Source organism: Flavobacterium aquatile LMG 4008 = ATCC 11947 (assembly GCF_000757385.1).
Classification (GTDB): Bacteria; Bacteroidota; Bacteroidia; order Flavobacteriales; family Flavobacteriaceae; genus Flavobacterium; species Flavobacterium aquatile.
Genome location: NZ_JRHH01000005.1, coordinates 259,362 through 273,118, shown reverse-complemented (window position 1 = coordinate 273,118; position 13,757 = coordinate 259,362). Strand labels below are relative to the sequence as shown.

Here is a 13,757-nt window from a genome sequence, read left to right as displayed (position 1 = left end):
TTCCTGCTATTCATTACAATAAAAAAACTTCCAAACACTGGAAGTTTTTTTATTTTCATTTCTATCAGGGCTAGATTGTAATTGTCTTTTGTAAAATTAAAGTTTCAAAACAACTATATTTGTGTAAAAAATATTTCCTTTGAAAAAAGCACTTCCTTTTTTTTCGTACCTCTTTCATCCTATTTTTATTCCGCTAATTGGTACCTTATTGTATTTGTTATTTGGTGAAAATTACTTAACAGCACCGCAAAATTACTTATTAGTTCTTCAAGTAATAATCATCACTTTTTTTCTACCTATGTCGTTTTTCTATTTGCTACGAACCTTTGGAAAAGTAGACAGCATCATGCTTTCTGACACGCAACAAAGAAAAATGCCCTTACTTTTACAAATGGCTTTAACCGTAATTTTAATTAGAGAAACCGTGACCATCGATAGATTACCCGAACTTTATTTCTTCTTTCTTGCAGGATTATTGAGTACTTTTCTAGCATTTGTTTTACTCTTTGCAAAAATAAAAGCTAGTATTCACATGATTGGTTTGTGTGCCTTGACTTTCTTCATTGTGGGTTTAAGTATTCACAATCAACTGAATATCATTTACACTATTGCAATGCTTTTTTTACTTATTGGTTTGGTCGCAAGTTCAAGACTTTACATGAAAGCGCATTCCATGTCAGAATTAATTATTGGAATGGCAATTGGAATTGTACCGCAAATAGCTTCGTGGTATTTTTGGTTATAGAATGTAAAACATTACACCAAGATTTAAGGTATTCATATCAATAGATTGACCATTAACCTGAGTATTCTTGAACAATGGACTTAATCCGTAATAAGCATGAAAATTCCATGTATTCCATCCTGTAGAGATATAAACACCATATTGCAATTTATTAAAATCATCATTTCCTGAGACTTTGATTATTTCTCCAGAACCAACAAATTTGTAATAATCATAAATCAAATAACTGAATTTAAATCCAGCGTAAATCCTCCAAAACCGATGACTTTCTGGTGTTGACGTTCGCCATCTCAACTCAATTGGCAAATCAATGTAATGCAATGTCATTTTGTTTTTACTATAACTCAAATCTGAAATAAAACTATAACTGTTTTCTGAAGTTGGAATTGTATTTGGTTGATTGATAAACAAATTATCATTGAAAATATTCAGTGAATATCCTATACCAGTAGCGATCGCCCAAGTCCTAGATTTATTAAAAGGCATATCACGAAGAAATCCGAAAGATATTCCAGATGAAAATTTGTTTTGCCTCAAATCCGCTGGTGTGTTCTGTAACTTATTGTACGTTAAACCAATGTAGAATTGATCTTCTCTATAAAGTGAATCGGGTGCATCAAAGTCAATAGTTTTTTCTTGAGCAAAAGCACTCAATCCAAACAAAAATAAAACTATTGATTGTAGAAAACGCATTTTTTACATTTTTAGCAGAGAGGAAGGGATTCGAACCCTCGATATGTTGCCATATACACGCTTTCCAAGCGTGCGCCTTCAGCCACTCGGCCACCTCTCTAATTGTTATGCAAATAACTATAAAAATAAGGAATAAACAAAGGAAATATTAAACCATTTCACCACGTAACGGCGTTTCAAAAATGGTTTTAAAAACATTTGGAGAAACATTCTGACCTAATAAATACATCAATTTGGTAATCGCAGCCTCGGTTGTAATATCTTTTCCAGAAATTACACCAATTTTCTTGAGCATCGTACTCGTTTCATATTGTCCCATACTAACACTTCCTCCCGAACATTGCGTCACATTGATAACATGCAAACCGTTTTTGATCGCTTTTTTCAAAATTTGAATCAGCCAATCTTCTGTTGGTGCATTTCCAGAACCGTAAGTTTCTAGAACAATTCCTTTTAAATTTGGAATCGCCATTATCGCAGAAAGGACATTTTCGTTAATTCCAGGAAACATTTTAACTATAACTACATTATCGTCCATTTCTCTGTGAACAATAAACTTTTTTGTTTGCTTAGGAAAAAGTGCTGCCGAATTTATTTTCAAATGAACTCCAGATTCTGCCAAATCAGTATAATTGGGCGAAGCAAAAGCATTAAAATGTTCGGCATTTATTTTTGTAGTTCGGTTACCACGGTATAATTTGTATTCAAAATATAGGCAAACTTCGAGAACTACAGGTTTTCCTTTTTGCTGTAAAGAAGCAATTTGTATCGCTGTAATTAAATTCTCTTTAGCGTCAGTTCGTAAATCTCCAATTGGTAATTGTGAACCAGTGAAAACTACCGGTTTTGATAAATTTTCTAACATAAAACTCAATGCCGATGCCGAATACGACATAGTATCTGAGCCGTGCAAAACCACAAAACCATCAAAAAGCGTGTAATTCTCTTCAATAATTGTAGCAATTTTCATCCATTTCTCTGGATTCATATTCGAAGAATCAATAGGTTTTTCGAAAGAAATCGTTTCAATTTGACAATCCAACTGCTTTAATTCTGGTATTTTTTGCAACAACTTATTGAAATTGAATGCTTTTAAAGCTCCAGTTTCAAAGTCTTTCATCATACCAATTGTTCCACCAGTATAAATTAAAAGTATGTTAGGTTTAGATTGCATTCTCGTATTTTGATTTATTTACCACAGGATTGGCATACATATTCAAGAAACTTTCAACCATAAAATCATTCGTTACATCAATCTTCATTTCCAATCTTCTTTCGAATAATGATTTCTCGTCTTCTGTATAATGACCTTTGTATTTATCGGTTTTATTCAATAAATCGTAGGCAATGTAATTGGTTGGCCACAATTTATACGATTGCAAAATAGAATCGTCTATTGCTTGTGCTAATGCTTGAACTTGTTTGTTCGTATTGTCATTTTCTTGTGCAATTACATCCAATTCTGTATCCAAAACATCTCCAACATGAATGTGAATTCGTTTCTTCTGACCAATAATTCCGCTTAGTAACGTTATAAAATCTTCGTTTTTTTCTTTAACGTAGGTTTCGGCTTTTGCTTCGGCCATTAATTGTGGCATCTTCAAAGCATCGGTTGGATCATATTCGTAAGAAATAGAAACGGGTACAATTTTTAATTTCTTAAAATAGTCCATTAAATTTTTCTCATCCGAACCCATTCCAAGCATTTTTAGTACTCCCGAATGTGTGGCGTCATTACCATCTTTAGTTCTTCCTTCGCGTTGTGCAATCCAAACCGAACGATTTTCGCGAAGCAATAATTGTCCAATATATTCTGCCATTAATTTAGAACTTTGCAATAATTCACGTGGTGACAAACCTCTTTGAACTAAGAAATTTCTATTTAATTTAGCTAGAGTATTCATGAAATCACGCTTCACTAAATTGTCGCCAATTGCAGAAGCCGTCATCACCAAACCATGTTCGAAAAGACAAGTATTTAACAATGATGTATCTAAAATGATATCTCTGTGATTGGATATAAATAAGTACGATGTGTTTTTATGTAATTTTTCAAATCCTGAAGTAGTCAAACCTTCCGACGATTTTTCTAAAACTTTTTGAACCGCTTGATAAATAAAATTACATTGAAAATCTCTTATCGAATGCGTTCGTCTCAATTGTTCTTTCCAAACCTCATCATCAACGTCTGGAAATGTAAAATCCATAATTGCTTTCATCATCGGATGATTTAACGATGCACGAATGGCTTCATTTACCTCGGTATCGTAGAACGGACGAATTGCGTCAAATTTCTGCATTTTGGTTTTTATTTTAAGAGGAACAAAAGAACAAAAAAAATATGACTTATTGAATATTTAAAGGTTAAACTCCAAAAATTGCTTTAGAATTTTCAGTCGTAGTTTGTGCTATTTCTTCTATTGGAAGTTTATAAATCTCGGCTAATTTTTGAGCAACCAAAAGCGTGTAACTGCTTTCATTTCGCTTGCCACGATGCGGAACTGGAGCCAAATAAGGCGAATCTGTTTCTAGAACGATATGCTTTAAATCGATTTTATCTAAAAATTGATCTATTTTTCCGTTTTTAAATGTCGCAACACCGCCAATTCCGAGTTTTAATCCTAATGATATTGCTTTTTCTGCTTGAGCAAAGTCACCTGTAAAACAATGAAAAATTCCGAATAAATCATCGCTTTTTTCACTTTCTAAAACTTCAAAGGTTTCGTCAAATGCATCACGACAGTGAATGTTTATTGCTAATTTATATTTTTTAGCTAATTGAATTTGATGTTTAAAAGCATGTTGCTGAATGGCTAACGTAGTTTTATCCCAAAACAAATCGACACCAATTTCACCAATAGCGTAGAATTTTCTTTTTGATAATTCGGCTTCTACATGCGCCAACTCATCTAAATAATTTTCTTTCACATAACACGGATGCAATCCCATCATTAAGAAAACATTGTCTGGAAATTGACTTTCCAAATCATACATTTTCTGAGTATAAGTTGAATCAATCGACGGAATAAAAAATCGTGAAACACCAGCATCAATAGCACGTTGAATCATTTCGTTTCTATCATCTTGAAATTGGGAAGAATATAAATGGGTATGTGTATCGGTGAGAATCATCTTATTGCAAATTTAAATTGCAAAACTACAATTATTAAGCAAAGTTTCACTAAAAATGCACAAAGTCACACGAAGTTTTTTAAATTTCTTTGTGTGACTTTGTGAAGACTTTTGCGAATCTTTGTGAAATTACTTTAATCTATTTTTTTCAATAATTTCTGTGCTTTTTGATAATCTTCGGCATCAGGTGAAAGTTGATTCAAATAAATTTTACATTCGTCTATTTTATTTTGTTTTAAATTGGATAATGCCAAATACCAAACTGCTTTTTCTTTATAAACCGAACTTCCCGATTTTATAGTATTCAATAAAATTTCGGCTTTGGTAAAATCATTGGTTTCAATTAATGCGATTGCATAAAAATATTGCAACTCTGGATTAGTTAGATTTTGAACTTTTTCAAATGCTAAAACTGTTTTTTTATAGTCTTTTTCATTGAACGCTTTTTGTGCTTCATTTAAATTAGTATCACCAACGCTACGTTCAACAAAAAAGGCATTTTCGTGTTGATTAAAATCACCATATTCTGGAGTTCCTTGCATCATAAACCAAGTTCCAAGTGCCAAAACAACCGATGCTGCAACAGCATAATAAAATGGTTTGAACGCAATAACTTTTGATTTCTTAACTTCTTTTTCTGCAAAATTTTCTTTAGAAATTGACTTCAAATTTTCTTTGAAAGCAATGGTTTCCGAATCAAATTTGGTTGCTAGAAACTTTGTAGTTTCTTTATATAGTTCAAATTTTTCTCGCAATTCTATGTCATTTTGAAGTTGGTTTTCGAATTCCAATTTCTCTTCTTGCGACATTTCGTTGCTGAAATAATTTTCGAATGTTATGTACAATTGCTCGCTCATGACTTTAGTATTTTAAAGATTTGTATCTATTTGATTGCTGAATCATTTCGGTTAACTGACCAGTGCAAAGCGATTTCTTTTTGCGCACATAACCATACGTAACGTTCAGTTTTTCGGCTACTTCTTCCATCGTTTTGGTTACAAAACTTAGTTTGAGTACTTCTTGACATTTCTCTCCTAGCTTTTGAAACATTTCGTCAAATAATGATTGTTTTTCGTCGAAAGCTTCGGTTTGAAAAGTCATTTCTTGAACCGATTCCTCTATAGATACATTTTCATCCATTAATGTTACCTCTTTATTGGATGATTTTTTTAATTCATTAAGCCAACGCCTTTTACAAAGTAAAAAAAAGTAGGCATCAAACGGACAACTTAATTGCAAACCATTTGTTTTTGCCTGATTGTAAATAGTTATTAAAACTTCTTGGATAACATCTTGAGCTTGATCATCGTCACCACTATTGGTTCGAATGTAGTTTTTAACTTTTGGAACAAACTTCTTATATATAGATTGGATAATACTAGAATTATTTTGGAGCAATCCATCAATATACAACTGATCGGGATGAAGATTTTTATCTACCATAACTACCTTATTTACTGCTAATGTAGAAAAAATTTAACAATTGAGGTAACAAATTTAAAAGTGAGTTGATATAGTGATATAAAGTTCATTGAAATAGTGTTTTTAAAAGTTAACTAAAATAATTTGAATGGAAGGGTAACAAATTTAAATGACAATTGATATAAAGAAAAGCACATCAATTGAGAGTTAAAATTCCTGAAAAGAAATTTGAAAAAATAGGGTAACAAATTAAAACACTAATTGATATAACAATAGAAAACAAAATCACAACAATTAATAAAAAAATTAGAAATCATGAAAACAACAATTTTAACATTAGCAATCGTAGCATTATCATTTTCAAACATTAATGCTAAAGAAGTAACATCAACTTCAAACACAATCGAAACAACTTCAACTCTTACAAGAGATCAAATTACAGAAGTTTATGATTGGAACGTAAGAACGAATCAAGGTAATTATTCAGGAACAGCCAATTCATTGGAAGAAGCAAAAAGAATGATCGAATTATCATCAATAGGAGAAATTGTCCTTGACAGAAAAATTGAAAGCTTCTTTCAAGTAAAAGAAACGGTTTCTTCAAATACAGTGAGATTATACTTTTGGGAAGTAACTACCAATTCTGGAACTGCAAAAGGGTTTTCAAGCTCTGAAAGTCAAGCCAAACGAATGATAGAATTAGTGAGCACAGGTGACATTTTGAACTATAAAATCATACAAAGTGCCGATTTTGAAAAATAAATTAATCAACTGGGTAACAAATTAGTTGCCCAGTTGATATAACATTATAAATAACATTTAAAAACTCAGAAATCATGAAAACAACACTAAAAAACATCGTAACATTATTCATATTAGGAATAATAATTAGCAGTTGCTCTAACGGAACAAATCCAATTCCAGTTCCACCATGTAACTCCACCAACACTATTTTCAATCAATTGTACACCAACGTGGTTGCACTTCCTGGACATCAAAACACCAATACATTTGATACTGAAATTCACGAATATACTTTTACTCTTTCTCAAACCAAAACCATTTGTAGTATTGGTTATCAAAGTCAACCAGCCGTTGCCGCCGTTCCTTATCTGATGGAAATTGTAGATGTAAATACCAACACCGTTATTTATTCTGGAAATCACGTTTTTTCATCAGCGAATACAAGTTATGTGACGGTAACTCCAACCTTAATCGTTGCCAATCAACCGTATAAAATAAGAAGAACAATTCTTGTAGCAAATGCCTCAAATAATTTTGGAAACATTATAGGTCGAGTTGTAAATCAGCCTGGTGCATTGGTTAGTTTTCCACAAAACTTTGGAATCATGACTATTACTGGAGCCAATTTTTATCAAAATGGTGGTCCGCTTGTAAACATGGGAATTCCTTACATTGACTTTGCTTATTACTAGTAGATGAAAAAAAAATTAAAACTAGGGTAACAAAATTAAAATTCAGTTGATATAATAATATAAAACAAAAGTAAATTTAATAATCAACGCAAACACACTTAAGTTTTTGCATCTTAAAAAACAGAAATCATGAAAACAAATTTTAAAAACATCGGATTAGTAGTATTAGCTACATTAGCATTTGTAAGTTGTTCAGACGACAATCCTGTAGAAGGAAATCAAGCTCCAAGTGCAGCTGAATTTGACAATGTTAGACAAACAGCATTAGACAACCTTACGCAAAACTTTACTTTAGTTGCAGAAGATGGCGTAACCACTTTTACATCAGATAAAGGCGTACAATTTAGCATCAATGGTAACTGCTTATTAAAAAACGGAAATCCTGTAACTGGAAGTGTTGCTATTGAATATGTAGAATTATTCGATGCTGGAAACATGCTTGTAACTGACAAAACTACAATGGGAAGAATGCCTAACGGCGACATGACATTATTAGTTTCTGGAGGAGAATTTTACATCAACGCATCGCAAGGCGGAGTTGATTTAGACATAACTTGCCCAATGCAATTGTTAATTCCATCAACATTAACTGGCGGTGCCGATACTGGAATGACACTTTGGGACGGAACTATAGACGAAGATGGAAATCTAGAATGGGACGAACAAGAACAAAATCCTGCAGGACAAGGCGGAGTTTTCGTTGAAGGAACTGGAGTAAATGCACCTTATTATGCTTTCTTCGATAGTTTTGGATGGACAAATGTAGATCGTTTTTACAGCGACCCAAGACCAAGAACTATGATTTTAGCCGAAGCTCCAAATGGATACGATTTTGAAAACAGTGCGGTTTACTTACATTATGATGGTGAAGCAAGTACTTTAGCAAAATTAGATACTTACAATGATGCAACTAATCAGTTCTCTGAACATTACGGTCAAATTCCAATTGGTTTAGAATGCCACGTTATTTTTGTAACCGAAGAAGATGGTCAATGGCGTTATGCTATAAAAGGTGTTACTATTGCTGCCGATGATGTTTATACTTTCACATTATCCGAAACAACAGTTGGAAGCCAAGCCCAATTAGTAGCTGCTATAAATGCGCTACCATAACAAAATTATGAAAAAGGTTAATTTAGTTTTTAGAGAAAGTGACGGCTAGTTCGTCACTTTTTCTTACTTTTATATAACCTAACCAAAACCCTTTGATTATGAGAAAATTAGTTTTACTTGCTATTTTAGCAACTACATTTTCCTTTTCGCAAACAAAAGTAAAAGATACCATAACCCGAAGAGCTACAATTGGTTATGATAAAAAAGGAAATCTAGTCTCATTTAAACCCCAAACACCGCCATTAATTCAAATTGCTGGCGCTCCAAAAGCCAATTACAGTTATTTTTGGGAAATGGGCGATGGCAGTTACAGCAAAGAAATCGAACCTAAAAAAGTTTACAAAAAGAAAGGCGATTACAAAGTAAATTTATCTGTTACCAACAATTACGATAATGGAAAACCACCTAAAACCCGACCAAAAACTGTTGCTATCAACGAAATTTCCGACACTAATTACACCGAAATCGCATCATTATTGGATAGTATTTCTTTAAAAATCTTTAACAATCGCGAACCAGTTCCAGAGGAAGAATTGGTGATTGTGGTTAGTTATCAAAATCTTTTAGATTATGTCGCTAATGGCAAACTGTATTTATTTTACAACGACAAAGAATTCAAAAATAAAAATTTCGAATTACTAGAAACTCGAACTCACTTTGGTGAAAGAGAAATTATGGAAAACGGAATTGCGATGGTGGGAGACTTTAATAATTCATTCGAAAATTACGCTTCCGCAAATGGTACTCCGCCGTTAACAGACACTTTCGATGCAGAAGAAGACTTGGATGTTACTCTTGCTCAATGCAAAAGTTTATTTACAGATTCGAAAGTATTTGAGTTTGACGAAATGAATCCGAAAGAAACTCGCAATGTTTTTATGACTTTCAAAACCACACCAGAAATGATTAAAGACACAAGCGCAACGGTTAAAATGCGAGGCGTTTATGTTCCTGATAGAAATTATAAAAACTACAAAAAGAAAACCCTCGAAATGGAAATTGTAACGTCACATGATCCAAATAAAATGTCGAGCAACGGAACTTTTATGAATTATAGAATCGTAAGATTGAAAACCCTAAATTTCAAAACACGTTTTCAAAACGATGGTGAAGGTCCGGCGAGAATGATTCGATTGGAAACCGACATTCCAGATATGTTCGATAAAAAAACTTTAAAAATAGTTGATAGTTATCCGAAATGTCCCATTTGTCCAAAAGATGAAGAAGTAAATTACAGTTGTTTGGATACCTTAATTAAACAAAAACAAATTCATTTTACTTTTAAAAACATTTACATTCCGGGAAGCAATCAAAAAAATGTTACCGAAAAAGATTCTACCAAAGGCTTTGTAAAATACACAATGAAATTTGCCAAAGATTTTCACAAACAAAAAACCAGAAGCCGAACAGCCATTATTTTTGACAAAAACGAACCCGTAATTACCAATTACGCTGTAACTAGATTTAGACCTGGAACTTCTGTTGGAGTAAGAACAGGTTACAATTTATTTCCAGACCAAAAAGGATCAAAAAGTTACTTTCTTGGTGCAACAATTTCGCCTTACAAATCCTATAAATTCTACTGGCAATCCGAATTGTATTACAGCCGATTAGAAAGCGGAACTTCGACATCACAAACTCCGTTCGAGCTTGAAAATTTTACGCCACCAATAGTCATAAACAACGGAACTGTACTCGACATTGGATTCACACAAACCACAACATCAACAACATTTACGAGAAATTCTGCCGATGTTGTTCCAATTTCATTGCGATATAATTTAAACAATTATATTGGTGTTGGCGTTGGACCACAATTTTCGGTTTTATTAAATCAAACAACAGAAAATACTCGAACTAAACGTTATTATGAACCCATTTTTGATGCAACAACGCCGCCAAGACCAGGCAATGAAATCACTTCTTTGAGAGAAGATTCATCGGAATCTTTTAAAACAAAAGCTTTTGAAAAAATGCAAACCAGTGTTTTTGCCGATGTTACTTTTGGTTTTGCAAGAATTGGTCCAAGCGTTGGAATTCGTTATTACGCCAACTTTGAAAAAGATTTTAGTTACTGGCAATTTTATGGTATTTGGAAGTTTTAGTATTAAGATTTGAGTATTAAGTATTAAGATTTTATGCGAAAACTATTTATTCTATTTCTACTCACGCAACTTGCTTTTTCACAAAGTAAGGCTTTGCCATTAGAAGAAAAAATCTATGTTGCCATTGATAAATTAGTAGCCAATCCAAATGAAGAGTCCTTAAGAAAATTAGAGTCGTTTGAAAGAAGCATCTCGACTGCGCTGGATGTGACAAAAAATAAACCAGAACTTTTAGCATTTGTGATTTTAAATTGCAATAAAGCGTATTATCAAAACCTATTTGGACAGACACAAAAAGCGATAAAAAGTTATGAAAAAGCTTGGCAATTGTTTCAAAAAAATAAGTTGTCTAATTATGATATTACTGAATCTTGTTTAAAACCTTTAGGAAATTTATACACCATTATTGGCGATTATGAAAATGCCGAAAATGTAATAAAACAGTATTATTTCATAGCCAATCTTGAAAATAATCAGCAACAAAAATTTGCTTCAATTCTTAATTTATCAAATGTTTATCAGTATTCTGGAAAACATTTAGATGCTGTCAATTTACTAGAAAAAACCATTGCTTCTGAAAAATTATCAAATACGCAAAAAGGTATGTTATGGAATAATTTAGGAAATAATTATTTGGCTTCCAACAACAATCAAAAAGCAGCAACTAGCTATAAAATTTCAATAAATCTTCTGAAAAATTCAAATGAAAATGAATCATTATCAAATGCTTATAGAAATTTAGCACTGCTAAATAACAACTTACAATTATTCGAACAAGCAAAAGAAACCTTTCTAAAAAACAAAAATAATTCGTCACGTTCGATTGCAAAACTCTATTATGACGAAGCTTTTTTATTCTTTCAAAACGACCAAATTATTGAATCTAAAAATGCTGTAAATCGTGTTTTCAAAACTTTAATTCCGAGTTATTCAAGTTCTAAATCTATTCTTCCAAAAGCCAATTCCCTTTATGCCGAAACCACATTGTTGGATGCATTCGACTTGCAAGCAAAATTATTTTTAACCCAAAATAAGCCCAAAAAAGCACTCGAAAGTTATGCGCTATCGTTTCATATTGAAGAATTATTACAATTGCTTTTGGTGTATGAAAATTCGAAAATCATCACGCAAATTAGAAACCGAAATCGCACTGAGAAATGTATCGAAATTTACAATTCATTATATCAAAGAGAAAAGACCCGAGCCAAAGGCGAACTGAGCGAAGCTAAAATTAGTCACTTAGAAAGTGCCTTTTTACTTTCAGAAAAAACAAAATCGGCTGTTTTAAAACAATCGTTTTTTGATAAAAAGAATTTTTCTCGAGAAGAAAAACTAATTACAGAACAACTTCAAAACTGGAATACAACCATTATTAAAGAACAACAAAAATCAGATCGAGCCGATATTTCAATTATCAACGAAGCCATTAAAAAACAAAACGAGTTGATGCTTTTGTTAAAATCGAAACAAAATAAAAGAGCAAAAACATCAGAAAAAGATTTGAATTTAGCCGATTTATATTTTAAATTAGAAAAAGAAAATGCCGTTTTGGTGGAATATTTTATGGGAATTGAAAATGTCTATATTTTTACAATTGAAAACAATTCGATAAAATTAAGCTCTATAAAAACTGACAATACAAATTCTAAAATCGTTTCATTCCTAGACTATTTTTCAGATAGTGAGAAGATTGCAAAGTCGATTTCTAAATATAATACATCAAGTTTTTTATTGTACCAAACATTACAACTTCCTAAAAAGTCAAACCACAAAAACCTCATCATCATTCCCGATGGCTTGCTAACATTTTTGCCTTTTGAGGCTTTAATTACGAAAGAAAGTAAGACTACAAATTTTGCTAAAATGAGTTATCTATTAAATGATTTCAAAATTGGATACAGCAATTCGGCAGATTTTTACTTGAACTCAATTCCATTTTACCACAAAAAAGAAACCATTTTAGGTGTTTTTCCACTATTTGAAAACTCCAACTTAGAACTGGCTTTCTCCAAAAATGAACTCAAAAATTTACAAGCCAATTTCTCAGGAAAATACTTAGATAAACAAGAAGCCTCTTTCGAAAATTTCAAAAAAAATGCTGAAAATTATTCAATCATTCATCTTTCTACACACGCGTCATCTGGCGATATAATTGAACCCGCAAGCATTCGATTTATAGATCAAGAAATTCTTTATTCTGAACTTTATAATCTAAATTTAAATCCCAATTTAGTAGTTTTATCTGCCTGTGAAACCGGAATTGGAAAGCTCTACAAATCAGAAGGCGCAATGAGTGTGGCACGCGGATTTCAGTTTGCTGGAGCACAAAATTTACTATTTTCACTTTGGAAGGTAAACGATTTTACCACTTCGGTTTTAATGGAAAAATTTTATAAAAAGGTAAAAAAAGGTAATTCTTTTTTCGAATCCAACCATCAAGCCAAACTCGATTTTTTAAATGATGAAACCATTTCCAATGCTAAAAAATCGCCTTATTATTGGGCATCATTCGTTTATTATGGATCATTAGAAAATCAATCTGCAAACAATAATTTTTTGTGGATTTCAATTATCGGATGCGTAGTTGTTTTTGCTTTAGTTTCGCTATTTTTGTTCATTCGACGAAGAAGAAAACAAATAAACTATGAAAAAGTTCCAAGAGATTCTTAAAAAAGAAAAATATAAAAAAATAAATTTCAAAGTTTCCAAAACGCAACACCTTTTAATAAAAGCACGCATCAACGGAATTAAAGGAAGTTTCATTCTCGATACTGGCGCAAGCAACAGTTGTGTCGGATTTGAAAGCATCAGTTTATTTCAATTAAAAGCTGGAAAATCCAAAACCAAAGCTTCTGGAGCTGGCGCAAATGGCATGGAAACTCTACTTGCAAAAGACAACAAACTCCAACTTGGCAAATGGAAAAACAACGAATTTCACTTGGTGATTTTCGATTTAACCCACGTAAATTTGGCACTCATTCAACATAAAGCCAAACCAGTTCACGGAATTATTGGCGCCGATATTTTGCTAAATGGAAAAGCAATTATCGATTATTACAACCATTGTTTGTATTTGAAATAAAAGAATTAGGAGCGAATGGTAAGCGCATT

13 protein-coding genes and 1 tRNA gene are annotated in these 13,757 nt (G+C 32.2%); 7 read left to right on the top strand and 7 right to left on the bottom strand.

Annotated features, from left to right (window positions below; translation table 11 throughout):
- Positions 1–139: 139 nt before the first annotated feature.
- Positions 140–745 carry a hypothetical protein gene (locus LG45_RS13105; protein ID WP_035127904.1) on the top strand — a complete coding sequence of 202 codons (606 nt, stop codon included), beginning with the start codon at positions 140–142 and terminating at the stop codon, positions 743–745.
- Here LG45_RS13105 and LG45_RS13100 read toward each other — a convergent pair.
- The 7 genes from LG45_RS13100 to LG45_RS13070 form a co-directional block, all read right to left on the bottom strand.
- The gene (locus tag LG45_RS13100) at positions 740–1,438 is read right to left on the bottom strand and encodes a porin family protein (RefSeq protein ID WP_035127903.1); all 699 of its coding nucleotides are present in this window, start codon (positions 1,436–1,438) and stop codon (positions 740–742) included. The two genes, LG45_RS13105 and LG45_RS13100, sit on opposite strands and share 6 nt — an antisense overlap.
- A 15-nt stretch (positions 1,439–1,453) precedes the next feature.
- Positions 1,454–1,538, bottom strand: a tRNA-Ser gene (locus LG45_RS13095).
- 48 nt (positions 1,539–1,586) lie between these two features.
- Positions 1,587–2,612 carry an asparaginase gene (locus tag LG45_RS13090; protein ID WP_035127901.1) on the bottom strand — a complete coding sequence of 342 codons (1,026 nt, stop codon included), beginning with the start codon at positions 2,610–2,612 and terminating at the stop codon, positions 1,587–1,589.
- The gene (locus LG45_RS13085) at positions 2,602–3,738 is read right to left on the bottom strand and encodes a 1-acyl-sn-glycerol-3-phosphate acyltransferase (RefSeq protein ID WP_035127899.1); all 1,137 of its coding nucleotides are present in this window, start codon (positions 3,736–3,738) and stop codon (positions 2,602–2,604) included. The genes LG45_RS13090 and LG45_RS13085 overlap by 11 nt, the downstream gene beginning before the upstream one ends.
- Positions 3,739–3,802: 64 nt before the next feature.
- Positions 3,803–4,570, bottom strand: coding sequence for a TatD family hydrolase (locus LG45_RS13080; protein ID WP_035127898.1), 768 nt, complete (start codon positions 4,568–4,570; stop codon positions 3,803–3,805).
- Between the two features lie 134 nt (positions 4,571–4,704).
- On the bottom strand, positions 4,705–5,427 hold the full coding sequence (locus LG45_RS13075; protein WP_035127896.1) for a tetratricopeptide repeat protein: 723 nt from the start codon (positions 5,425–5,427) through the stop codon (positions 4,705–4,707).
- Between the two features lie 4 nt (positions 5,428–5,431).
- Positions 5,432–6,013, bottom strand: a complete 582-nt coding sequence (locus tag LG45_RS13070) for an RNA polymerase sigma factor (RefSeq protein ID WP_035127895.1) — start codon at positions 6,011–6,013, stop codon at positions 5,432–5,434.
- 294 nt (positions 6,014–6,307) lie between these two features.
- On the opposite strand from LG45_RS13070, the gene LG45_RS13065 reads away from it, so the two are divergent.
- The 6 genes from LG45_RS13065 (at position 6,308) to LG45_RS13040 (ending at position 13,728) form a co-directional block, all read left to right on the top strand.
- Entirely contained in the window at positions 6,308–6,754 is a 447-nt protein-coding gene (locus LG45_RS13065; RefSeq protein WP_035127894.1) for a hypothetical protein, read from the top strand.
- 74 nt (positions 6,755–6,828) lie between these two features.
- A complete protein-coding gene (locus LG45_RS13060; protein WP_035127893.1) occupies positions 6,829–7,428 on the top strand; it encodes a hypothetical protein in 600 nt (199 codons plus the stop codon).
- Between the two features lie 129 nt (positions 7,429–7,557).
- Positions 7,558–8,541, top strand: coding sequence for a hypothetical protein (locus LG45_RS13055; protein ID WP_035127891.1), 984 nt, complete (start codon positions 7,558–7,560; stop codon positions 8,539–8,541).
- A 98-nt stretch (positions 8,542–8,639) separates the two neighbouring features.
- Entirely contained in the window at positions 8,640–10,646 is a 2,007-nt protein-coding gene (locus LG45_RS13050; protein ID WP_035127888.1) for a DUF7849 domain-containing protein, read from the top strand.
- Positions 10,647–10,679: 33 nt separating this feature from the next.
- Positions 10,680–13,316, top strand: coding sequence for a CHAT domain-containing protein (locus tag LG45_RS13045; RefSeq protein WP_035127885.1), 2,637 nt, complete (start codon positions 10,680–10,682; stop codon positions 13,314–13,316).
- Entirely contained in the window at positions 13,291–13,728 is a 438-nt protein-coding gene (locus tag LG45_RS13040; RefSeq protein WP_035127883.1) for a retropepsin-like aspartic protease, read from the top strand. Before LG45_RS13045 ends, LG45_RS13040 begins: the two co-directional genes overlap by 26 nt.
- The last annotated feature ends 29 nt before the right edge of the window (positions 13,729–13,757 follow it).

Coding starts and splice junctions, on each gene's coding strand:
- LG45_RS13100 (WP_035127903.1), bottom strand. CDS start 1,438: ATGCGTTTTCTACAATCAATAGTTTTATTTTTGTTTGGATTGAGTGCT.
- LG45_RS13090 (WP_035127901.1), bottom strand. CDS start 2,612: ATGCAATCTAAACCTAACATACTTTTAATTTATACTGGTGGAACAATT.
- LG45_RS13085 (WP_035127899.1), bottom strand. CDS start 3,738: ATGCAGAAATTTGACGCAATTCGTCCGTTCTACGATACCGAGGTAAAT.
- LG45_RS13080 (WP_035127898.1), bottom strand. CDS start 4,570: ATGATTCTCACCGATACACATACCCATTTATATTCTTCCCAATTTCAA.
- LG45_RS13075 (WP_035127896.1), bottom strand. CDS start 5,427: ATGAGCGAGCAATTGTACATAACATTCGAAAATTATTTCAGCAACGAA.
- LG45_RS13070 (WP_035127895.1), bottom strand. CDS start 6,013: ATGGTAGATAAAAATCTTCATCCCGATCAGTTGTATATTGATGGATTG.
- LG45_RS13065 (WP_035127894.1), top strand. CDS start 6,308: ATGAAAACAACAATTTTAACATTAGCAATCGTAGCATTATCATTTTCA.
- LG45_RS13060 (WP_035127893.1), top strand. CDS start 6,829: ATGAAAACAACACTAAAAAACATCGTAACATTATTCATATTAGGAATA.
- LG45_RS13055 (WP_035127891.1), top strand. CDS start 7,558: ATGAAAACAAATTTTAAAAACATCGGATTAGTAGTATTAGCTACATTA.
- LG45_RS13050 (WP_035127888.1), top strand. CDS start 8,640: ATGAGAAAATTAGTTTTACTTGCTATTTTAGCAACTACATTTTCCTTT.
- LG45_RS13045 (WP_035127885.1), top strand. CDS start 10,680: ATGCGAAAACTATTTATTCTATTTCTACTCACGCAACTTGCTTTTTCA.
- LG45_RS13040 (WP_035127883.1), top strand. CDS start 13,291: ATGAAAAAGTTCCAAGAGATTCTTAAAAAAGAAAAATATAAAAAAATA.